The organism is Bosea sp. 124, assembly GCF_003046175.1.
In the GTDB taxonomy this organism is placed as follows: Bacteria; Pseudomonadota; Alphaproteobacteria; order Rhizobiales; family Beijerinckiaceae; genus Allobosea.
Map to the genome: position 1 here is coordinate 139,119 of NZ_PZZM01000001.1, position 20,276 is coordinate 159,394.

Sequence of the window (20,276 nt, forward strand, 5' to 3'; positions counted from 1 at the left end):
CGCCGTCAAGCCCGAAATCGTGTTTCAGTCCGAGACGCCATCGCGCCCCGCCATGGTCATGCAGGTCGCGGTCATCATGGCGCAGAGCTTCGAAACACCGTCCTTGATCGCAAAGACCTCGGCCATGGCCAGCGTCAGGGTCCGACCCGCCTTGACGACCCTGCCCTTCGCGAGCAGCCGTTCGCCTGCGGCGGGGGCGAGCAGATTGATCTTGAACTCGGCCGTGAGGACGCCCGCGCCGGCCGGCATCAGCGTCAGCGCCGCATAGCCGCAGGCGGAATCCGCGATGGAGGCGACGGCGCCGGCATGGACGAAGCCGTGCTGCTGGGTGACATGCGGCATGATCGGGAGCTCGATCTCGACCTCGCCAACGGCGACATGGCTCAGGCGCGCGCCAAGCGTCGTCATGAAGGCCTGCTTGCCGAAGCTCGCCTCGATCCGGCGGGCGATCTCGTCGTCGGACAGCGCTGCACCGGCCATGACGGGCTCCTTCAGGCGGCGACGCGGCCGCCGTCATGGCGCGCGACATGGGCGATGGCAGCGCGCAGATCGGCGATACCGGCTCCCACCGCCACGCAATGCTCGGCGAGGTGGCGACGGAACTGACGCGCGCCGGGGCGCCCCGGAAACAGTCCGACGAGGTGGCGCGTGAAGGCATGCAGCCGCCCGCCGGCTTCAAGATGAGCCGCCAGATGCGGTTCGAGCGCCTCCAGCATGGCGAAGGCATCGGTCACAGGCGCAGCCTCGCCGAAGAGCAACGGATCGACCTGCAGCAGGATCTCGGGGTTCTGGTAGGCCTCGCGGCCGATCATGACGCCGTCGAGACGGGCGAGGTGAGCGGACCATTCCCCCGACGCCCGGATGCCGCCATTGATGGCGACGATCAGCTCCGGGTTGGCGGCCTTGAGACGGTAGGCGCGTTCGTAGTCGAGCGGCGGGACCTCGCGATTTTCCTTGGGCGAGAGGCCCTGGAGCCAGGCCTTGCGGGCATGGACGATCAGCGCATCGACACCGGCCGCCTTGACCGACGCCGTCAACGCATCGAGCGCGGCCTCCGGGTCCTGGTCGTCGACGCCGATGCGGCACTTCACCGTGACCGGGATCGATACGGACGATTTCATCGCCGCGACGCAATCGCCGACCAGCACCGGCTCGCGCATCAGGCAGGCGCCGAAGGCCCCGCCCTGGACGCGGTCGGAGGGGCAACCACAATTGAGATTGAGCTCGTCATAGCCGAAATCGGCACCGATCCGCGCGGCCTCGGCCAAGAGAAGCGGATCGTTGCCGCCAAGCTGGAGCGCGACGGGGCGCTCCGCCGCATCGAAGCCGATCAGGCGCTGGCGGTCGCCGCGGATAACGGCCTGCGCCGTCACCATCTCGGTGTAGAGCCGGGCACGGCGCGACATCAGGCGATGGATGACGCGGCAATGCCGGTCGGTCCAATCCATCATGGGGGCGACGGAAAAGCGCAGCAGCTCGGGCGAAAGGGCAGTCATCGCCGCTGACTAGCGCAAAATCACGCGCGGCGCATCCCTGCAGGTGTCGAGCGCGCTCCGGTGAAATCGGGCACTGCGCCGGAGAGGCGACCGATCATCCGTCGACACGTGCGTTGCGTCCGATCTGCCTGAGTCCGGCATTGACGTGCTTTCGCCATGCGAGGCCGCGCGAAATCGCGTCATCAAGGGCGTCCGCCACCGTATCGGGGTCGCTTTCGTCGAGGACATCCATCAGCGCCTTGGCCTGCACGCGATCCTTGCCCGCCTTGCCGGAATGCGCGTCGCGCAGTTGAGCGACGATGAGCTTGTGGACCGCGTATCGCGCCGGTTGCGGCACGAGGATCGGCACTCCGGCCCCGTGCAAAGCGACGGCAGGCATAGCGTCCTGCACCAGATATTCCAGGTAATGCAGGGGCACGGCCGACGCGCCCCATGCCGGCAACGCGACGGGATTGTCCTCATCGCGTTTTCGCACCGGCGTGAGCAACTCGACATCGAGGCCGTTCGTGGCCGTGAATTTGTTCGGGTAGGTCTTGCGACCGAGATTGGGGACGCCGACGAAGGAGTCATCCGCACGTTTCAGCAAAGTCAGCATGTCGAGGGATTTAGGGGCTGTGCGGTCGCCGGGTTCTTCGGCGTCGGCGTTCGCTCTCCCTCCGATCGAAACCCTGACGTTCGCTGCGACGAAGTCAACGTCCTGTGTCATCATCCCCGAGGCGCTGAGATCGTAGCCAAGCAGGATCGGGTATGTCTGGAAGGCGATGGTGCCGACGAGCACCATGCCCCTCTCGAACAGATCCGCTCTCGACATCACCTCGAGAATGCGCCCCACCTCCTGGGAAGGCCCCTGCACGCCAGCCGATTTGAGCATCGTGATGTTTTTGCGCCGCTGCTTGGCGATCGCTTCCTCGCGGCGGATGGCCTCGGCCATCGCGACAATGGCGGGGTCGTGTACCGGCCCGAGATAGCGCTGGATGCGCTTCGCACCGTGACGTTCGGTCGAATAGTATCGCTCGACATTGTGAACCATCCTGATCGAGATCGATCCGGGAACAGGCGCATCCGGCGAGACCTTTTGGACAAGGTCGGCGTAGAGGGTCTGTACGGAGGGCGGGAGGCGGCGCACGGCGAAGCCCGTATACACAGTTTCCGGAAACTGTGTATACGAAAAAATCGTCGCCAACGCCAGTGCATGATGCGCCTATCCGTTGTTGCGGTCGCAGCCGGCCGTCCGGCCTTGTCCATTGGTGCAAAGGCGGGCCAAACCTCAGCCGAGAGGCCGGGTCACCGACCTCAGCGAATGCCAAGGGGGCATCCCACGCCATGGCCGAGACGCAGCCGCCTCCGGAAGCTCACCATCTCGTCGTCGTCGGTGCAGGCTTCGCCGGCCTTCAGCTCGTGCGCGATCTCAGGGGCGCCGGTTTGCAGATCACGCTGATCGACCAGCGCAACCACCACCTGTTCCAGCCGCTGCTCTATCAGGTCGCCACGACGATCCTGGCCACCTCCGAGATCGCCTGGCCGGTCCGCCGACTGTTCCGGGAGCGGGCCGACGTCACCACGCTGCTGGCTGAGGTCGCGGGCGTCGATACCGAGAGACGGCGTGTTCTGCTCGATGACGGTACGGCGATCGCCTACGACACGCTCGTGCTCGCCACCGGCGCACGGCATTCCTATTTCGGGCGTGACGAGTGGGAGGCCGTGGCACCCGGGCTCAAGACCCTCGAGGATGCGACGACGATCCGGCGGCGGCTGTTGCTCGCCTTCGAGCAGGCCGAGCGTGAGACCGACCCTGCGGCGCGGGAAGCCCTGCTGACCTTTGCCGTCATCGGGGCAGGTCCGACCGGCGTCGAGCTCGCCGGCATCATCGCCGAACTCGCCAAGCAGATTCTCTGGCAGGAATTCCGCAACATCGACACCCGCGAGGCCCGGATTCTGTTGATCGAGGCCGGATCGCGGGTTTTGCCGGCCTTCCCGGAAACGCTCTCCGCCTATGCGCAAGCTGCGCTTGAAACATTAGGCGTCGAGGTTCTGCTGGGCCGACCGGTCTCCGACATCCGCGCGGACGGGGTGACCATCGGCACGGAGAGTGTCGGCTGCCGCACCGTAGTCTGGGCGGCCGGCGTCGCGGCCTCCCCGGCAGCCGCATGGCTCGACATCCCGGCCGATCGGGCGGGTCGCGCGAGCGTCGATGCGAACCTGAACGCGCCGGGCCGGCCGGAAATCTTCGTCATCGGCGATACGGCGGCAGTGATGACGGCGGAGGGCAAGCCGGTGCCCGGCATCGCGCCCGCGGCCAAGCAGCAGGGCGCCCATGTCGCCCGGGTGATCCACGCCCGGCTTTCCGGGAAGCCCGCGCCCTCCCCGTTCCGCTATCGCCACCAGGGCAATCTCGCCACCATCGGCAAGAGCGCAGCGGTGGTGGATTTCGGCTGGCTGCAACTGCGCGGCTGGATCGCCTGGTGGATCTGGGGCATCGCCCATATCTTCTTCCTGATCGGCGCGCGCAGCCGGGTCGCCGTCGCCTGGAGCTGGTTCTGGACCTTCATGTCCGGCCAGCACAGTGCACGGCTGATCACTCAAGGGAGAAAGGGTCCGAGCCCAGGGCGTTGACGCACCATGATGCTCACGCCGCCAATAGCCCCAACGCCCGCTCGATCCGCGAGCAGGCGCCGCGTGCCTTCGCCTTGTCATAGCAGCGTTTGAGGCGGCCGGTGGCATAGGCGCGCAGCACGATCTCGTGGACATAGCTCTTGCGCACGACGGCCGGCGTATTGACGAGCCGCTCCGAGATCGCCCGCATGATGTCGGCAAGCTGGCGCTTCCGGCCGCTCTCGGTCGCGACGACCTCGCCTGCCAGCAGAAGCTCGGCTGCGGCGGCATTGGCGGCGAGCATGCGCAAATCCTTGCTGCTGATCGGCAGGCCGGAGACGCGCTTGAGATAGGCGTTGATCTCGCCGGCATGGACTTCGGCCACGCTGCGGTCCTCGCGGCGATATTGCAGCAGGCGGGGGCCCGGCAAGGTCATTACCCGAGTCAGGGCGCGGGCGAGCACGGGGTCCTCATGGGCGCAGGCGATCTGCTTGCCGCTCTTGCCCTTGAAGGCGAGTTCGATGCGGCTGCCCGCGATGGCGGCATGGCGCTTCAGCAATGTCGAGGCGCCATGGCTGCCATTGGCTTTGGCATAGCTCTCGTTGCCGACGCGGATATGGCAACGGTCGATGATGGCGGCGGCGCAGGCAAGTGCCTTGTCGCGGCTGAGGCGGCGGTCCCTGAGATTCTCCGCGACGGCGGCCCGCAGCTTCGGCAGCGCGTCGATCAGGCATTTCAGGCGCTTGAGCTTGCGGCGTTCGCGGACCTTTTCCCACTCCGGATGGTAGCGATGCTGGACGCGCCCGGCCTCGTCATGACCGACGGCCTGGAGATGGGCGCGCGGATCGGCGGCGATACGGACATCGGCATAGGCCGGCGGAATGGCGAGCGCGCGGATACGGGCGAGCGTCGCCGGATCGGTGATGCGGCCGCCATCGCCGTCGAGATAGCGGAAGCCCTTGCCGGCCCTGCGGCGGGTGATGGTCAGCGTCGCCGCCGAACTGCGCCTGAGGCGAGCGGGCGGCGCAGGAGCTGAAACGGCATCGTCGAAGATCACGCGCGCCATGATGGCTGTTCCCGGGAGGCGCGGGCCGAGGCAAGTCCAGCCGCGCTGCGGGATTCAATCGCAAACAGCCCCGTCCGGTTCCGGACGGGGCTGTGTTTCTTTCCGGCAGCGGCTGTCGGCGCCGATGCCTCAGCGCTTGGCGCGGGCCACGATCTGCGTCGGGTTGACGAAGCGCAGTGCGATCAGGAGCCAGAGCAGCGTCGTCACCATGTAGATCACCGCCATCGCATCGATCGACTGGACGGCGCGGACGCCGGCGGCGAAGACCGCGTAGTAGAGCGCGACCACCAGCGTCTGGCTCGTCGGGCCGGCCGTGAGGAAGGTCAGTTCGAACATCGCGATGGTGCGCACCAGCACCAGCAGCAGGGCCGCCAGGATGCCCGGCGCCAGCAGCGGCAACAGGATGTAGATGAAGAGCTTGAAGGTGTTGGCGCCGAAGACGCGCGCCGCAGCCTCGATCTTCGTGTCGATCTGCTCGATGAACGGGATCATCACCAGGATGACAAAGGGCACGGTCGGCACGAGATTGGCCAGCACGACGCCCGACATCTGGCCGGCAAGGCCGGCCCGGTAAAGCACCGTCGCCAGCGGGATGCCGAAGGTGATCGGCGGCACCAGCAGCGGCAGCAGGAACAGCAGCATGACGAGCTTCTTGCCCGGGAAATCGCGGCGCGCCAGCGCATAGGCCGCCGGCACACCGATCAACCCCGAAAGAAAGACGACGAGAAAGACGATCTGGAAGGTGACCGAGAGCACGTCGTAGAGCTGGAATTCGTCCCAGGCGGAGGAATACCAGCGCGTCGTCCAGCCGGCCGGCAGCCAGGTGCCGAGCCAGCGCGTGGCGAAGGAACTGGTCACCACGGTCGCGATCATCCCGAACAGGTTCAGGATGAAGAAGCCGATCACGGCCCAGTTGGCGAAGGCCCAGAGACGGGCCGAGAGGCGGTTGTCCTTGACCATCAGATCAGCCCTTTCCGCCGCCGGCAGGGCCACGATAGAGCAGGCCGCGCGCCGCCAGCACGGCGACGACGATCGAGAGCTGGACCACGCCCATGATCATCGCGACGGCCGAAGCCATGGAGTAGTCGTATTCCTCGAAGGCCGCCTGATAGGCCGCAATCGAGATCACGCGCGTCGGCCCCGCGGGTGCGCCGAGCAGCACGGCCGAGGGGAAGACCGAGAAGGCCTGCACGAAGGAGAGGCAGAAGGTGATGGCGAGACCCGGCAGCAGGAGCGGCAGCAGGATGTGCTTGAAGCGCTGCCAGGGGCCGGCGCCCAGCGTCGCGCCAGCCTGTTCCAGCGCGGGATCAACACCCGAGAGATAGGACAGCGTCAACAGGAAGGTGAAGGGAAAGCCGGTGATCACCAGCGAGATCATCACGCCCCAGTAGTTATGCAGCAGCTTCACCGGGGACGAGATCAGCCCCATCGTCAGCAGGGCGCGGTTGAACCAGCCCTGCGGACCGAGATAGTTCAGCAACCCCTGCGCAACCAGCACGGTGCCGAGCGTGATCGGAATCACCAGGATCGTGGTCAGCAGGCGCTGATGTTTCATCACCCGGACGCGGAACGCGATCGGGATCGCCATCAGCAGCGTCAGCAACGTCACGGGCAAGGCCAGCCAGAGCGTCGTCGCGATCGTTCCATAGAGGAAGGAATCCGAGAAGAAGCGCTGGTAATTGGCGAAGGTGCCGCCCGCTTTCGGGTTGAAGGAGAGGAACAGCCCGTAGAAGAACGGATAGATGAACAGCAACAGCAGGAAGAGTACCGCGGGAATGACGAGCAGCGTCAGCCCGTCGAGTCCGCGCGCGGCGAGCCTCTGGCCCAGCGGAATGGAGAGAGCGGAGCTGGTCACGCCTTGTCCCCATAGACGAGGACGCGGTCAGGCTCGGCGGCAAGCGTCACCTGTTCACCGGGCGAGAGCTTGTCATGGGCGAGGAAGGACAGGTCCGTGCCGTCGGCCATGCGGGCGAAACCGACGAACTCGCGGCCACGGAACTCGGTCGAGATCACCTGTGCCTTGAGACCCGCGCTGCCTGCTGCGACGGGATGCAGGTCTTCCGGCCGGATCGCGACATGCGCGACCGAGCCCGGCGTGACGGTGTTGCGGGCGCGCCCGACGATGCCGGCACCTTCGATCGTGACCGTCGCATGCTCGCCTGCGACCGAAACCGCGCTGCCGGCGATCTTGTTGCGGAAGCCCATGAACTCGGCGACATCGAGATGGTCGGGGCGCGAGAACAAATCCTCGGGCACGCCGACCTGGCGGACCTGCCCGTCGCGCATCACCACGATACGGTCGGCGAGCGAGAGCGCCTCTTCCTGGTCGTGCGTCACATAGATCGTGGTCGCGCCGAGCGTGTTGTGGATCCGCCTGATCTCGGCGCGCATCTCGAGGCGCAGCTTGGCGTCGAGATTGGAGAGGGGCTCGTCCATCAAGACCAGTGGCGGCTCGACGACGATGGCGCGCGCGATCGCGACACGCTGCTGCTGGCCGCCCGAAAGCTGGCCGGGCAATTTCTCGGTCTGGCCCTGAAGCCGGACCAGCGCGACGGCCTCGGCGACGCGGCGCTCGATCTCGGCCTTGGGCGTGCCCCGCATCTTGAGACCGAAGCCGATGTTCTTGTTCACGCTCATATGCGGGAACAGGGCGTAGTTCTGGAAGACCATGCCGAAGCCGCGCTCTTCCGGCCGGAGCGGGTCGATGCGCTTGTCGTCGAGCCAGATGCCGCCGCCGGTCGCGGGCAGCAGGCCGGCGATGATGTTCAGCGTGGTGGACTTGCCACAGCCGGACGGGCCGAGCAGCGCGATGAACTCGCCCTTGCCGATCGTCAGCGAGACGTCCTTCAGCGCGTTGTGAGTGCCGAAATCCCGGCTCAGGCGATCGAGCCGGAGCTCGCTAAAGGAGGCTGCGTGAATCGTCATGGCTACCGCGTGCTGGAGTCTCGATCAAAGGACCGTCCGGCGGCGACCCGCTTTCGGGCCGCCACCAGACGGTTTCACTTGCGCGTGTCGAGTTGCGCTTCGTTACTTGCGCTTGGCGCCGCCGACCTGCTCGTCCCAGATGCGGAATGCGACGACCATCTTGTCGGGGTCGAGCGGCGTCTGGAGCGGATTGTCGGCGATCAGCTTCTCGTATTCGGGACGGCCGAACTCCTTGATCGCCGCCTGGCTTTCCGCCGGCGCCATGTCGAGCGTGACGCCCTTCACGGCCGGGCCCGGATAGAAATAGCCCTCGTCATAGGTGTAGGCCTGCTGCTCCTTGGTCAGGAGGAAGTTCATCAGGTCGACCAAGACCGCAAGCTTCTCGTCAGAGACGCCCTTGGGGATGCACATGTAATGCGCGTCCGTGACCCAATGGAAGCCCTTCAGCGCGGCGATCTTCGCCTCCTTCGGCACGACGCCGAGGACGCGCGGGTTGATGTCCCAACCCGTGGTCGTCACGGTCATGTCGCGGGAGCCGTCGCCGAGTTCCTTCATCACCGCGCCGGTGCCGCCGGGATAGTATTCGATGTTCTCGCCCAGCGCCTTGAGATAGGCCCAGGTCTTGTCCCAGCCCTTGACCGGATCCTTGGGATCGGAATCGCCGAGCAGATAGGGCAGGCCCATGATCCAGGTGCGGCCGGGACCGGAATTGGCCGGGCGCGGATAGATGAAGCGGTCCTTGTTCTGGCGCGTCCAGGTCAGCAGTTCCTCGGCGGTCGTCGGGACCGCCTTGACCTTGGCCGGCATGTATTCGAGCAGCGGACCGGAGGGGTAATAGGTGACGACGACGCCCTGCCCGCTGGCGAGCGCCTGCATCTTGGCGGCGCCTTCGAGATAAATCTCGTCGAGCTTCGGCAGGCTGCCGGCGAGCTGCGGCAGCAGCGGCACCCAGAGCTTCTGGTCGACGCCGGCCGAGAGCGCATCGGTTCCGGTCAGCACCATGTCGATGTCGACGCGGCCTGCATCCTGCTGCGCCTTGATCTTGCCTGGAAGCTCGGGCGACGGCGCCTTGGTGAAGACGATGCGCGAGACCAGATTCGGCTTGGCCTTGCGGTAGTTCTCGATCGCCTTCTGCGTCAGCGCGAGATTGCCGGCGACATCGACGATCGACAGGACGACCGGAGATGTCGGCAATTTGAGCTGCTGTGCGAAGGCCGAAGGGGCGTGCGCCGCGCCGGCAAGGCCAGCGACGCCGCCGATGAATACACGCCGATTGATGCTGTTCTGGACCATGACCTCTCCTCCGAATGCGCGGATTTTCCGCTTTGTTGTTGATCGAGTCGCCGGCTCCGCTTCAGGATGCCGTCTCAACAGCTCCGTGACTCGCGCCGATTGACGCGACCCCGGAATAGTCGGTATCCTAGTATACTAGTCGACCAGAGCTTGGCAATGGGCATCCCTGCAGCACGTCAGAGCACCGAACAGATACACCGCTTGCTGCGAGGGGACATCCTCGCCGCGGTGCTGCGCCCGGGCGAGGCGATGTCGGAGGCACGCATGGCCGTGCGCTTCGGCGTCAGCCGCACGCCGGTGCGCGAGGCGTTCAAGCGGCTGGTCGAGGAAGGCTTCCTGATGGTGGTGCCGCAGGTCGGCACCTTCGTCGCGCCGATCGATCTCGCCGCCGTGCATGACAGCCAGTTCGTGCGCGAGACGCTGGAATGCCGGACGGTCGCGCTGGCGGCCCGCCATGCCGACGATGCGGGCAAGGCCGCGCTGGAGCAGAACGTGCGCCAGCAGGAGCGCGATCTCGCAGCCGGCGACCGGGCGAGCTTCTTCCGCCATGACGAGGCGTTTCATGCCGAACTGGCGCGGCTAGCCGGGCATCCGTCGGTGTGGAGCCTGATCGAGGGCGTCAAGGCGCAGCTCGATCGCGTCCGCTGCCTTTCCCTCGACAGCGCGGCCTGGCCCAACATGATCCTGACGCAGCACCGGGAGATCATGCATTGCGTGGTCACGGGCGACGAAGCCGGGGCGGAAGCAGCGATGCGCGCGCATCTGCGCACCGTCTTCGACGCCATCGAGACGATCGCGCGCGACCAGGTCGATGCCTTCGCCGGCAGCGCCGCCCCCATCCGTCTCGATTGACGGCCGGGCCTCATCCACAACAAGAAACTGCGGAGGATTCGCGACCATGATCCATGCTTTGACGAAACGGGCCCTCTGATGGAACAGAGCTGGCGCTGGTTCGGCCCCGACGACGTCGTGACGCTTGCCCAGGCGCGGCAGGCGGGCGCATGCGGCATCGTCAACGCGCTCCATCAGATCCCCTATGGCGTGGTCTGGAGTGTCGAGGAGATCGAGGCGCGCAAGGCGATCATCGCGCGCGATGCCAGCCTGGGGCTGCGCTGGAACGTGGTCGAGAGCCTGCCGCTGCATGAGAGCATCAAGATCGGCGAGGGCGATCTCGAGCCGATCTTCGAGAACTACCGGCAATCGCTGCGCAACCTCGCCGCCTGCGGGCTGGAGGTGATCTGCTACAATTTCATGCCGGTGCTCGACTGGACGCGCACGGAGCTCGCCTACCGGCTGCCCGGCGGCGGCACGGCGCTGCGCTTCAACATCCACGAATACGTCGCTTTCGACCATTTTATGCTGCAACGCCCCGGCGCGGCGGACGGCCATCCGGCCGATGTGATGGACCGCGCGAAAGCCTGGTTCGAGCGCTCCTCGGAGGCCGACCGCGACCGGCTGCTCGCCAACATCATGGCGGGATTGCCCGGCGCCTATGACCGTTACGACGTGCCCGGCCTCAAGCGCATGCTGGAGCGCTATCACGGCATGGGCCATGAGGCGCTGCGCGCTAATCTGAAGCGCTTCCTCGAAGCCGTCATCCCGACGGCCGAGGAGGTCGGTATCCGGATGTGCATCCATCCCGACGATCCGCCGCGCCCGCTCTTCGGGCTGCCGCGCATCTGCTCGGACGCGGACGACATCGCCTTCATCCTGAACGCGGTCGACCGGCCGGCGAACGGGCTGACGCTGTGCTCGGGCTCGCTCGGCGCCAATCCGAAGAACGACGTGCCGGCGATCGCGCGGCGCTTCGCCGACCGGATCTGGTTCGCGCATCTGCGCAACGTCGCCAAGGACCCGGACGGCTCCTTCATGGAGGCCGAGCATCTCGGCGGCGATACCGACATGGTGGCGCTGGTAGAAGCCCTTCTGGCCGAGGAACAGCGGCGCAAGGCGGCAGGCCTCCCGCACTGGCAGATCCCGATGCGGCCCGACCATGGCCACGAACTGCTCGACGACATCGGCAAGGGCAGTTTCCCGGGCTATCCGGCGGTCGGGCGCCTGCGCGGCCTCGCCGAGCTGCGCGGCGTGATGGCAGCGGTCAGCTCGCTGCGAGGTTACGTGAGCTGAGTTGCGAAGGCAAAGTGTCAGCTATTGCCTCAGCAGATAGCCGGCCTCGATCAGCGGCGCGTATTCGTAGCGATAGTTCCATTCATAGAGGCCGCTATCGCGGATACTGAAACGCCGCATCAGCATGGCTTCGCGCAGGGCCGCCCCGCCGGGGCGGCTCACGCGCATCACATGAAACCAGAGGCGGTGGTAGTTCACCTCGACCAACTCGCAAATGCAGGCATTGTGCGAACTGCGTCCGAGGTCGCGGCCATAGGTACGAATGCGCTGATAGAGCGTCACCGGCGCCTTACCGATGTATTTCGGATAGAACGTGTCGCGCTGGATGTAGCCGATCTCGTAGACACCCGGGGCCATCAGATAGCCCTTGTGCTCGCGATAGTCCGAGAGCTTCATCGCATCCGACCAGCGCGCCATCGCCCGTTCCGTCCCCTGCTCTCGCCTTGAGCGTAGTGCCCATGATCCGACCGGGCAACGATCCTCACACCGTCAGTAGACGTCCGCCTGATAGCGCCCGGCCTTCTTCAGTGCTGCGACATAGGCAACCGCCTCGTCAGGCGAGCGCTTGCCGTGCTCGGCGACGACATCGACCATCGCCCGCTCGACATCCTTGGCCATGCGCTTGGCATCGCCACAGACGTAGAAATGCGCGCCCTGCTCCAGCCAGGCGAAAAGCTCGGCTCCACGCTCGCGCATGCGGTCCTGAACATAGATCTTCTCGCTGCCGTCGCGCGACCAGGCCAGCGTCAGGCCGGTGAGGACGCCCTCCTGCTTCATCGCCGTCAGCTCGTCCTCGTAGAAGAAGTCGCTGGCGCGGCGCTGATGGCCGAAGAACAGCCAGTTCCTGCCCGGCGCCCCGGTCGCGCGGCGGTCATGCAGGAAGGCGCGGAAAGGTGCGACGCCGGTGCCCGGGCCGCACATGATGACGGGCGTCTGCGGATCGGCGGGAAGGCCGAAGCCATGGGCGCGCTGGACATAGACCGGCACCTTGTCGCCGGGCTGGACGCGTTCGCCGAGGAAGGTCGAGGCCACGCCCCAGCGCGGGCGGCTGCCGATCTTGTAGCGCACCGTGTCCACCGTCAGCGTGATGCGACCGGGGGTCGCCACGCAGGAGGACGAGATCGAGTAGAGCCGCGGCTGCAGCGGGTCGAGCGCCTCGAAGAAGGCCTCGGCCGAGAGCCGGGCCTGACCGAATTTGTGCAGCGTGCCGAGCACGTCGAGCCGGTCGAGATCGCCATCGGGGTCCTCGCCCGCAGCGAGGCGCTTGGCCTTGGCGCGGGTCTCGCCGCCGGTGACATAGGAGATGAGCTGGAACAGTGCGTCGGGCGCCGGGCCGAGCGCGCGCTCAGCGATCAGCGCCTGCCGCAGTGTCGTGCCGCCGACATCGGCATCCGGACGCACGCCGAGCAGCGCGATCACCGCATCGACGAGGCGCGGATCGTTCTGCGCGACGATGCCGAAGGCGTCGCCGACGATGTAGTCGAGGCCGCATTCGCTCAGATCGAACTCGACATGCCAGGTCTCCTTCTCGGAGCCCTCGCCATTAAGCTTGCGGCGCGAGAGGAAGGTCGCCAGCGCGGGATTTTCACGCGAGCGGCCGATGGGGCCTGCGGGCGCGGCCGGTGCCGCCTCGGACGAGGCGGCGGCTGGAGTCGAACCCGCCTCCTCCGTCAGAGCCTTCAGCATCCGCAGCGTATCCTTGCCGCCGGGCGCGCAGAGGTTCAGCCGCGGCTCCTTGCCCTCGGCGATCGCGGCCGAATAGGTCTCGCAGACATAGCCGCACTGGCCGCAATCCTGCTGCGCCATCGCGGCGAAGAGCTTCCTCGGCAAGGGCTTGCCCTCGGCCAGCGTCATCCGCTCGGCCATCTCCAGCGACGGATCGTGCCAGGGCGCGCCGTCATCCGCCTCACCCATCACGGCGGCATTCTCGGCCGGCGACAGCGCCGTGACGCCTGCATTGTCGAGCGAGAGCAGGCCGGCGAAGAAGCCGTTCAGCCAGGAGCGCTGCTCCTCGCTGAAGGGTGCAGTCTCGGGCAGGACCTGGACGAGCGGGCTTGCGGTCTGGACGGTCATGCCGCATCTCCCGTCTGCGCGACGAGCGCCTGCAGCGCCGCGATCTCGTGGCGACGGGCGAAAGCGACAAAGCTCTCGTCCGGCCCGGCGCGATGGACGGTCCATGTCCGCAGGATCGCCTCGACCAGCGCCGGTGCGTCCTCCGCCTTCACATCGGTGCGGAATTCGCGGCCGATGCCCCCCTCGACGCCGAAGCCCCCGCCGACGAAGACATGGTAGCCCGGCACGGTGTCGCCCTCGTCGCTGACCGGCACCTTGGCGCCGATCAGGCCGAGATCGCCGATATAGTGCTGGGCGCAGGAGTTGTGGCAGCCGGTCAGATGGATATTGACGGGGGTGTCCAACGTAATCCGCGGCTCGCAATGGGCGGCGATGGCGAGCGCATCCTCCTTGGTGTGGGCACCCGCGAATTTGCAGCCTGTCGCGCCCGTGCAGGCGATCAGCCCGGCGCGGAGGATCGAGGTCTCGGCCGAAAGACCGATGGCCTGAAGATTGGCGACGACATCCTCGACTTTCGCATCGGGCACACCCGAGATCAGCAGGTTCTGCCAGACGGTGAGGCGGATATCGCCATCGCCGCAAGCTTGCGAGATCGAGGCGATGACGCGCATCTGCTGGACGGTGAGCTTGCCGACTGGAAGCGCCACGCCGATCCAGTTGAGGCCGGGCTGAACTTGGGGATGCACGCCGATATGACCGAGCCGGTCATAGGCCGGGCGCGGCTTGACGAAGGCTGCATCGAGACGGACGAGCCTGCGGCCCAACTTCTCCTCGACCGCCGTCAGGAACGTCTCGAAGCCCCAGGCGTCGAGCAAATATTTCAGCCGCGACTTGTTGCGGTCGGTACGGTTGCCGTTGGCGATGAAGACACGCACGATCGCATCCGACACCGCGATGGCATCCGAGGGCGCGACGATGACGCCGGTGTCGCGGGCGAGGTCCTTGTGGCCGGTGATGCCACCGAGCGCGAGGCGGTACCAGATGCCCGGCGGGACGGGCTGGCCTTCGAAGACGGCGCCCTCGCCGACCTCGATGGCCTGGAAGCCGATGTCGTTGGTGTCCTCCAGCGTCGCGATTGAACCCGCACCGTCGAAGGCGACGTTGAACTTGCGCGGCAGGCCGTAGAGCGAACGGTCGTTCAGGATGTGGTGGTGCCAGGCGCGGGCATGGGGACGGGTGTCGAGCAGTTCGAGCGGGTCGATGCCGGCGGTCGCCGAGCCCGTGACATTGCGGATGTTGTCGGCGCCCGAGCCTTTGGCGGTGAGACCAAGATCGGCGAGACCCTCGAGCAGCGCGGCCGCATTCTCGGCCGGGATCTCGCGCACCTGAAGATTGGCGCGCGTGGTGACGTGGCTGTAGGGGCCGCAGAGTTTCTCAGCCAGATCGGCGACGCCAGCGAACTGCCAAGCCTTCAGGATGCCGTTGGGAATGCGCAGCCGGCACATATAGCTGTTCTGCGCCGGGGCTACGTAAAACAGGCCGTGATAGCGCCAGCGGAAATTGTCCTCGGGCTTCGGATAGAGGCCGGCCTTCGCCTGGTCCTTGAAGCGGGCATAGGCATCGAAGGGGTGCTCGGCCGCCTTCCACTTCTCCTGATCGACGAGCTTGCCGCCGGCCGCGACGGTCTTCGCCTGCGCCTCCTGATGCTCCCTGTCGGGGCCGCTCGGCCTGGCCGCGCCGCCTGCGCCGCCCTGCGCGCTGCCGAGCGGAGCCAGTCCGCGCGCCGTGCGGGCCGACTGCATGCCGCTCATGAAGCCTTCGAGATAGCGCTTCTGGTCGGGGGTGAAATCGTCGCTCATGGTTCTGCTCTGGCTGACGGATCAGGCCGTTGTGCTCTGGCCGGCCGCCGCGATCATCGCGCCGGAGAGGGTCCCGTAGGCGCTCGTCCAGGCGTCCCTGACGGCAGGGGTGAAGCCTTCGCCGAGGCCCTGCTCCAGCGTCCAGAGCAGCGCCGCGCCGACCGGCGCGTAATGCGCCGCCGTGACGCCGTAGCCATTGTGCTTGCGGGCCAATGCGCCCACCGCGGGCATCAGGGCCGGCAGGTCGTCGAGCCCCTTCACCACGACGGCGAGCGTGCCCATCAGCTTGCGGCCCTGCTCTTTCATGTCCGTGACCTTGAACAAGGGCCGGACCTCGGGGGCGATCTCGAACAGGCGGCCGTAGAACAAGGCGGCAGCCTGCTCGGCAATAGGGGCGACCTTGGAGAAGCTCGCCTTGATTTCGGAAACCTGATCGGGGGTCATGATCGTCTCCTCAAGCCGCTTCGACGAAGCGATGGCGCTCATAGAGGAACTTCAGCACCGCTTCGCGGGCGGCGATGTAAGTGCGGTCGGCGACCAGGTCGAGCCGCTTGCGCGGGCGCGCCAGACGGACGTCGAGCACCTCGCCGATGCGGGCCGAGGGGCCGTTGGTCATCATCACGATCCGGTCCGAGAGCAGCACGGCCTCATCGACGTCATGGGTGATCATGATCATCGTGTTCCCGAGGGTGGCATGGATCTGCATGATCGAATCCTGCAGATGGGCGCGGGTCAGGGCGTCGAGCGCCCCGAAGGGCTCGTCGAGCAACAGGATCTTCGGCTCCATCGAGAGACCTCGCGCGATGCCGACGCGCTGCTTCATGCCGCCGGAGATTTCGCCCGGCCGCTTGTCCTTCGCGTGTCCCATCTGGACGAGCTCAAGATTGTGCATGATCCAGTCATGCCGCTCGGCCTTCGACTTCCGTCCGCTGAAGACCTTGTTCACGGCGAGTGCGACATTGTCGTAGACGGTGAGCCAGGGCAGCAGCGAGTGGTTCTGGAACACCACCGCGCGCTCCGGACCGGGGTCCCGGACCTCCCGCCCCTCGAGCAGGACGGCGCCGGCCGAGATCGGCGTCAGCCCCGCGATGATGTTGAGCAAGGTCGACTTGCCGCAGCCGGAATGGCCGATCACCGAGACATACTCGCCCTTCTCGATCTCGAGGCTGATGTCCTTGAGCACGTTGGTCGAGGCTGCTCCGCGCTGGAAGGTTTTGTCGACGTGATCGATCTTGAGATAGCTCATGCTCGCCTCCTCAGTTGGTCAGGGTGCCGCGGGTGACGATGGTGCCGACGAAGGCGACGAGGCGGTCGAGCACGAAGCCGACGACGCCGATGTAGATGAGCGCCACGATGATGTCGGAGAGGCGCGAGGAGTTCCACGCGTCCCAGATGAAGAAGCCGATGCCGACGCCGCCGGTCAGCATCTCGGCCGCGACGATGGCAAGCCAGGACAGGCCGACGCCGATGCGCAGGCCGGTGAAGATGTAGGGCGCGGCCGAGGGCACCATGATCTTGAAGAAGAACTCGATCTGGTTCAGCCGCAGCACCTGCGCGACATTGCGGTAGTCCTGCGGGATGTTGCGGATGCCGACCGCAGTGTTGATGATCACCGGCCAGATGGCGGTGATGAAAATCACGAAGATCGCCGAGGGCTGGCTGTCGCGGAAGGCGGCGAGCGAGAGCGGCAGCCAGGCGAGCGGCGGCACGGTGCGCAGCACCTGGAAGACGGGATCGAGCCCGCGCATGGCCCAGACCGACTGGCCGACCAGCGCGCCGAGCAGCACGCCGACGATCGCCGCCAGGCTGAAGCCGATGGCGACGCGCTGGAGCGAAACCAGGATGCGCCAGCCGAGCCCGATGTCCTGGGAGCCCGCCCAGTAGAACGGCTCGACGATCAGGTCCTTCGCCTCCTCCCAGATCTTCGTCGGCGGCGGCAGCGAGGATTGCGGACCCGACGCCGCGATCTGCCAGAACAGCGCGATCAGCGCGACCGTGACCAGCGGCGGCAGGACATTGACCAGCACCGCCTTGAGCCAGGGCAGCAGGCGCTGGCCCAGCCGCTTGCGCGACGCAACGGGCAGCGGCACGATTCCGGGCTTCGCACCCGGCAGGGTGACGACCGTCGCTCCTGCAGTCGCTTCCTTCAAGACAGCCCGACCCATCCGGTCCTCCTGTGGTTGGTGTGTTCGCAATGGCTCATGCTGCGACCGTCGTGCGCGACTGCGCGCCGATCCGGCGGATCTCCGGCAGGCATGATCCGCAATTGGTGCCGGCCCGAAGCTGCCGGCCGATATCCTCGGGCGTCGCCGCGCCGCCGGCGAAGGCGGCCCGGATCGCATTGAGGCCAACGCCGAAGCAGGCGCAGACGGTCGGGCCGGGGTCGGCCGCGCCGTCGAGGCTGCGGCCGGCGAGCAGCGCCAGTCGGTTCTCCGGCAGGGCCTGCGCGTCGGCAAAGGCGAGCTTGACCGTGTCCCAGAGCGGCGCGCGGCCGGCGGGGGCAACGAAGAGAGCCGCTTCGAGTCGACCATCCCGCAGGACGGCACAGCGATAGACGCCGCCCTGGAGATCGACCATTTCAGTCAGCCCGTCTTCGCCGAAGGCGGCACGGATGCTCGCCATCAGTTCGGCCGGCGCGGCGTCGGTGGCGAAGAGCCTGCCCTCGCCGCCGTCGACTGCGAGCTTCGACCACCAGCTCCCCTCCGGCAGGACAAAGCCACCGCGCGACAGCACGAAGCCCTGCGAGGCATAGGCGACGGGGGCGATGGAGGACGGCGTCGCCTTCATCTCCGGCTGGCCGGAAAAGGGGTCGCAGGCCGGCTGGACGACCGCGCCGATACGACCATGCGAGGCGGTCTCGCCCGACCAGTGGATCGGCGCGAAGAGCGAGCCGGGCTGGACGCCCGGATCGAGTGCGACCTTGAGCACGACCGCACCGAACGCGTTGCTGATGCGGGCGAAACCGCCCTCGACCAGCCCGAAATGGACCGCATCGGCTGGATGAACCTGGACAAGAGGCTCGGAGATATGGGCGCTGAGGCGCGCACTCAGACCCGTGCGCGTCATCGTGTGCCAGTGGTCGCGGACGCGGCCGGTGTTGAGAAGCAGAGGGAAGGCCTCGCTCACCGACGCCGCAAGGGCCGGAATGGCGAGCGGTGTCATCCTGGCGCGGCCGTCTCCGGTGAAGAAGCCGCCCTGCGCGAAGAGGCGCGGCGTGCCGAGAGGCTGCCCCGCGGGCACCGGCCATTGCACCGGCCTCAGCGCATCATAGGCCCGCTTCGGCAGCGCGGCATGGGCTCCGATGTCGAAATCGCGCGTACCGCCGTTCTCGAAAGCCGAAAGCGCCGCATGCTCGGCATAGATTTCGACCGGGCCGGCATAGGCGAAGGCCTCGCCGAATCCAAGGCGGCTGGCCAGCTCGCAGACGATCCACCAGTCCGGCCTGGCCTCGCCCGGCAGGCGGAGGAAAGCGCGCTGGCGCGAGATGCGGCGCTCGGAATTGGTGACGGTGCCGTCCTTCTCGCCCCAGGCGGCAGCCGGCAGGATGAAATGTGGCTTGGCCTGGAGCGTGTCGTTCGAGAGCACGTTCTCCGAAACGACGAAGAGATCGAGGTCGCCGAGTGCGGCCTTGACCTGATCGGCGCGCGGCAAAGAGACCGCCGGATTGGTCGCCATCACCCAGAGCGCCTTGATGCGGCGCTCCGCCACGGCTTCCATCATGGCGACGGCCTTCAGCCCTTCGGCCTGCGCCATGTTCGGCGCCTTCCAGAAGCGCCCGACGCGGTCGATCTCGGCGGCCGAATAGCCCATATGGGCGGCAAGCATGTTGGCGAGCCCGCCGACCTCTCGCCCGCCCATGGCGTTGGGCTGGCCAGTCAGCGAGAACGGTCCGCCGCCCGGGCGGCCGATGCGGCCGGTGGCGAGGTGGCAGTGCAGGATCGCGGCAACCTTGTCGGTGCCCTGAGCCGACTGGTTGACGCCCTGGCTCCAGGCCGTGACCACGGCCGGCGTTTCGGCCCAGAGGGCGTAGAAGGCGGTGATCTGTGCCGGCTCCAGCCCGGTGCGGGAAGCGATGGTGGCGAGATCGGGCGCAAGGGTGCGGGCATTTTCCAGCGTCGCCTCGAAGCCGGTGACGTGACGGGCGACATAGGTCGCGTCGGTCAGGCCATGATCGGCGAGATGAACCAGCAGGCCGGCGAAGAGCACCGAATCGGAGCCTGGCTTCAGCGGCAGCACGAGATCGGCATCCTGGGCGGTCGCGGTGACGCGGGGATCGATGACGACGATGCGGGCACCGCGCTCGGCCCGGTTCTGCTGCATGCGGCGGAACAGGACGGGGTGGCACCAGGCGGTGTTCGAGCCGCCGAGCACGATCAGATCGGCGCAGTCGAGATCCTCGTAATTGCCGGGGACGGTGTCGGAGCCGAGCACGCGGCGTTGGCCCGCAACCGTCGAGGACATGCAGAGCCGCGAATTGGTGTCGACATGAGGCGAGCCGATGAAGCCCTTCATCAGCTTGTTGGCGACGTAGTAATCCTCGGTCAGGAGCTGGCCCGAGAGATAGAACGCGACCGCATCAGGTCCGTCGCGCGCGATGATCGCTTGCAAGCCGTCCGCCACCGCGTCGAGCGCGACATCCCAGCCGACCCGGTCGTAGCCGCCGGCCGCATTGCGGCGCAGCGGATGCAGCACGCGCGTACCCAGCCCGAGCGTTTCGCCCAGCGCCGAGCCCTTGGAGCAGAGCCGGCCGAGATTGGCCGGATGGGACGGATCGCCCGTGATCGCGACAGCGCCATTCTCGCCCGGCGTCACGATGACGCCGCAGCCCACCCCGCAATAGGGGCAGGTCGTGCGGATCGCACCGTCGGGCATGCCGGGACCGGGGCGGTCTGCGTCGCTGCGCAT

At 67.0% G+C, this 20,276-nt stretch carries 18 protein-coding genes; 3 read left to right on the forward strand and 15 right to left on the reverse strand.

Going from position 1 to position 20,276, the window contains the following annotated elements:
* Positions 1-24 precede the first annotated feature (24 nt).
* The 3 genes from C8D03_RS00725 to C8D03_RS00735 form a co-directional block, all read right to left on the reverse strand.
* On the reverse strand, positions 25-480 hold the full coding sequence (locus tag C8D03_RS00725) for a PaaI family thioesterase (protein ID WP_108044548.1): 456 nt from the start codon (positions 478-480) through the stop codon (positions 25-27).
* Positions 481-491: 11 nt separating this feature from the next.
* A complete protein-coding gene (gene dusA, locus C8D03_RS00730) occupies positions 492-1,496 on the reverse strand; it encodes a tRNA dihydrouridine(20/20a) synthase DusA (protein ID WP_108044549.1) in 1,005 nt (334 codons plus the stop codon).
* Positions 1,497-1,590: 94 nt separating this feature from the next.
* A complete protein-coding gene (locus C8D03_RS00735; protein ID WP_146170024.1) occupies positions 1,591-2,679 on the reverse strand; it encodes a GSU2403 family nucleotidyltransferase fold protein in 1,089 nt (362 codons plus the stop codon).
* Between the two features lie 140 nt (positions 2,680-2,819).
* Here C8D03_RS00735 and C8D03_RS00740 point away from each other — a divergent pair, with 140 nt between their 5' ends.
* Positions 2,820-4,109 carry an NAD(P)/FAD-dependent oxidoreductase gene (locus tag C8D03_RS00740; RefSeq protein WP_108044551.1) on the forward strand — a complete coding sequence of 430 codons (1,290 nt, stop codon included), beginning with the start codon at positions 2,820-2,822 and terminating at the stop codon, positions 4,107-4,109.
* 13 nt (positions 4,110-4,122) lie between these two features.
* On the opposite strand, the gene C8D03_RS00745 is transcribed toward C8D03_RS00740, so the two are convergent.
* The 5 genes from C8D03_RS00745 to C8D03_RS00765 all read right to left on the reverse strand — a co-directional run bounded on the left by C8D03_RS00745 (position 4,123) and on the right by C8D03_RS00765 (position 9,372).
* A complete protein-coding gene (locus C8D03_RS00745) occupies positions 4,123-5,154 on the reverse strand; it encodes a DNA topoisomerase IB (protein WP_108044552.1) in 1,032 nt (343 codons plus the stop codon).
* Positions 5,155-5,283: 129 nt separating this feature from the next.
* Positions 5,284-6,114, reverse strand: a complete 831-nt coding sequence (locus tag C8D03_RS00750; protein WP_108051021.1) for an ABC transporter permease — start codon at positions 6,112-6,114, stop codon at positions 5,284-5,286.
* Positions 6,115-6,118: 4 nt separating this feature from the next.
* Positions 6,119-7,009 (reverse strand): ABC transporter permease, encoded by an 891-nt coding sequence (locus C8D03_RS00755; protein ID WP_248308300.1) that lies wholly within the window; start codon positions 7,007-7,009, stop codon positions 6,119-6,121.
* On the reverse strand, positions 7,006-8,079 hold the full coding sequence (locus tag C8D03_RS00760; protein WP_108044553.1) for an ABC transporter ATP-binding protein: 1,074 nt from the start codon (positions 8,077-8,079) through the stop codon (positions 7,006-7,008). Before C8D03_RS00760 ends, C8D03_RS00755 begins: the two co-directional genes overlap by 4 nt.
* Positions 8,080-8,181: 102 nt before the next feature.
* Positions 8,182-9,372 carry an ABC transporter substrate-binding protein gene (locus C8D03_RS00765; protein ID WP_108044554.1) on the reverse strand — a complete coding sequence of 397 codons (1,191 nt, stop codon included), beginning with the start codon at positions 9,370-9,372 and terminating at the stop codon, positions 8,182-8,184.
* Between the two features lie 156 nt (positions 9,373-9,528).
* Between C8D03_RS00765 and C8D03_RS00770 the strand changes: the two genes are divergently transcribed.
* Entirely contained in the window at positions 9,529-10,224 is a 696-nt protein-coding gene (locus tag C8D03_RS00770) for a GntR family transcriptional regulator (RefSeq protein ID WP_108044555.1), read from the forward strand.
* A gap of 78 nt (positions 10,225-10,302) precedes the next feature.
* On the forward strand, positions 10,303-11,499 hold the full coding sequence (gene uxuA / locus C8D03_RS00775) for a mannonate dehydratase (protein ID WP_108044556.1): 1,197 nt from the start codon (positions 10,303-10,305) through the stop codon (positions 11,497-11,499).
* A 21-nt stretch (positions 11,500-11,520) separates the two neighbouring features.
* On the opposite strand, the gene C8D03_RS00780 is transcribed toward uxuA, so the two are convergent.
* The 7 genes from C8D03_RS00780 to C8D03_RS00810 form a co-directional block, all read right to left on the reverse strand.
* On the reverse strand, positions 11,521-11,916 hold the full coding sequence (locus tag C8D03_RS00780; RefSeq protein WP_108044557.1) for a hypothetical protein: 396 nt from the start codon (positions 11,914-11,916) through the stop codon (positions 11,521-11,523).
* Between the two features lie 72 nt (positions 11,917-11,988).
* Positions 11,989-13,572: a sulfite reductase subunit alpha gene (locus C8D03_RS00785; protein WP_108044558.1), complete on the reverse strand. Its 1,584-nt coding sequence runs from the start codon at positions 13,570-13,572 to the stop codon at positions 11,989-11,991.
* Positions 13,569-15,371: a NirA family protein gene (locus C8D03_RS00790; protein ID WP_108044559.1), complete on the reverse strand. Its 1,803-nt coding sequence runs from the start codon at positions 15,369-15,371 to the stop codon at positions 13,569-13,571. Before C8D03_RS00790 ends, C8D03_RS00785 begins: the two co-directional genes overlap by 4 nt.
* A 21-nt stretch (positions 15,372-15,392) precedes the next feature.
* Positions 15,393-15,815, reverse strand: a complete 423-nt coding sequence (locus C8D03_RS00795) for a globin family protein (RefSeq protein ID WP_108051025.1) — start codon at positions 15,813-15,815, stop codon at positions 15,393-15,395.
* Positions 15,816-15,825: 10 nt separating this feature from the next.
* Complete coding sequence (locus tag C8D03_RS00800; protein ID WP_108044560.1) at positions 15,826-16,617, reverse strand: ABC transporter ATP-binding protein; 792 nt, start codon at positions 16,615-16,617, stop codon at positions 15,826-15,828.
* Positions 16,618-16,627: 10 nt separating this feature from the next.
* Positions 16,628-17,536, reverse strand: a complete 909-nt coding sequence (gene ntrB / locus C8D03_RS00805) for a nitrate ABC transporter permease (protein WP_108044561.1) — start codon at positions 17,534-17,536, stop codon at positions 16,628-16,630.
* A 34-nt stretch (positions 17,537-17,570) separates the two neighbouring features.
* The gene (locus C8D03_RS00810) at positions 17,571-20,276 is read right to left on the reverse strand and encodes a nitrate reductase (RefSeq protein ID WP_248308301.1); all 2,706 of its coding nucleotides are present in this window, start codon (positions 20,274-20,276) and stop codon (positions 17,571-17,573) included.

What these genes read in the sequence shown, in the direction of transcription:
- C8D03_RS00745 (WP_108044552.1), bottom strand. Translation starts at nt 5,154, where the DNA reads ATGGCGCGCGTGATCTTCGACGATGCCGTTTCAGCTCCTGCGCCGCCC.
- C8D03_RS00750 (WP_108051021.1), bottom strand. Translation starts at nt 6,114, where the DNA reads ATGGTCAAGGACAACCGCCTCTCGGCCCGTCTCTGGGCCTTCGCCAAC.
- C8D03_RS00785 (WP_108044558.1), bottom strand. Translation starts at nt 13,572, where the DNA reads ATGACCGTCCAGACCGCAAGCCCGCTCGTCCAGGTCCTGCCCGAGACT.
- C8D03_RS00740 (WP_108044551.1), top strand. Translation starts at nt 2,820, where the DNA reads ATGGCCGAGACGCAGCCGCCTCCGGAAGCTCACCATCTCGTCGTCGTC.
- ntrB (WP_108044561.1), bottom strand. Translation starts at nt 17,536, where the DNA reads ATGGGTCGGGCTGTCTTGAAGGAAGCGACTGCAGGAGCGACGGTCGTC.
- C8D03_RS00770 (WP_108044555.1), top strand. Translation starts at nt 9,529, where the DNA reads ATGGGCATCCCTGCAGCACGTCAGAGCACCGAACAGATACACCGCTTG.
- C8D03_RS00810 (WP_248308301.1), bottom strand. Translation starts at nt 20,276, where the DNA reads ATGCGCAGCGACGCAGACCGCCCCGGTCCCGGCATGCCCGACGGTGCG.
- dusA (WP_108044549.1), bottom strand. Translation starts at nt 1,496, where the DNA reads ATGACTGCCCTTTCGCCCGAGCTGCTGCGCTTTTCCGTCGCCCCCATG.
- C8D03_RS00800 (WP_108044560.1), bottom strand. Translation starts at nt 16,617, where the DNA reads ATGAGCTATCTCAAGATCGATCACGTCGACAAAACCTTCCAGCGCGGA.
- C8D03_RS00795 (WP_108051025.1), bottom strand. Translation starts at nt 15,815, where the DNA reads ATGACCCCCGATCAGGTTTCCGAAATCAAGGCGAGCTTCTCCAAGGTC.
- C8D03_RS00760 (WP_108044553.1), bottom strand. Translation starts at nt 8,079, where the DNA reads ATGACGATTCACGCAGCCTCCTTTAGCGAGCTCCGGCTCGATCGCCTG.
- uxuA (WP_108044556.1), top strand. Translation starts at nt 10,303, where the DNA reads ATGGAACAGAGCTGGCGCTGGTTCGGCCCCGACGACGTCGTGACGCTT.
- C8D03_RS00765 (WP_108044554.1), bottom strand. Translation starts at nt 9,372, where the DNA reads ATGGTCCAGAACAGCATCAATCGGCGTGTATTCATCGGCGGCGTCGCT.
- C8D03_RS00725 (WP_108044548.1), bottom strand. Translation starts at nt 480, where the DNA reads ATGGCCGGTGCAGCGCTGTCCGACGACGAGATCGCCCGCCGGATCGAG.
- C8D03_RS00780 (WP_108044557.1), bottom strand. Translation starts at nt 11,916, where the DNA reads ATGGCGCGCTGGTCGGATGCGATGAAGCTCTCGGACTATCGCGAGCAC.
- C8D03_RS00790 (WP_108044559.1), bottom strand. Translation starts at nt 15,371, where the DNA reads ATGAGCGACGATTTCACCCCCGACCAGAAGCGCTATCTCGAAGGCTTC.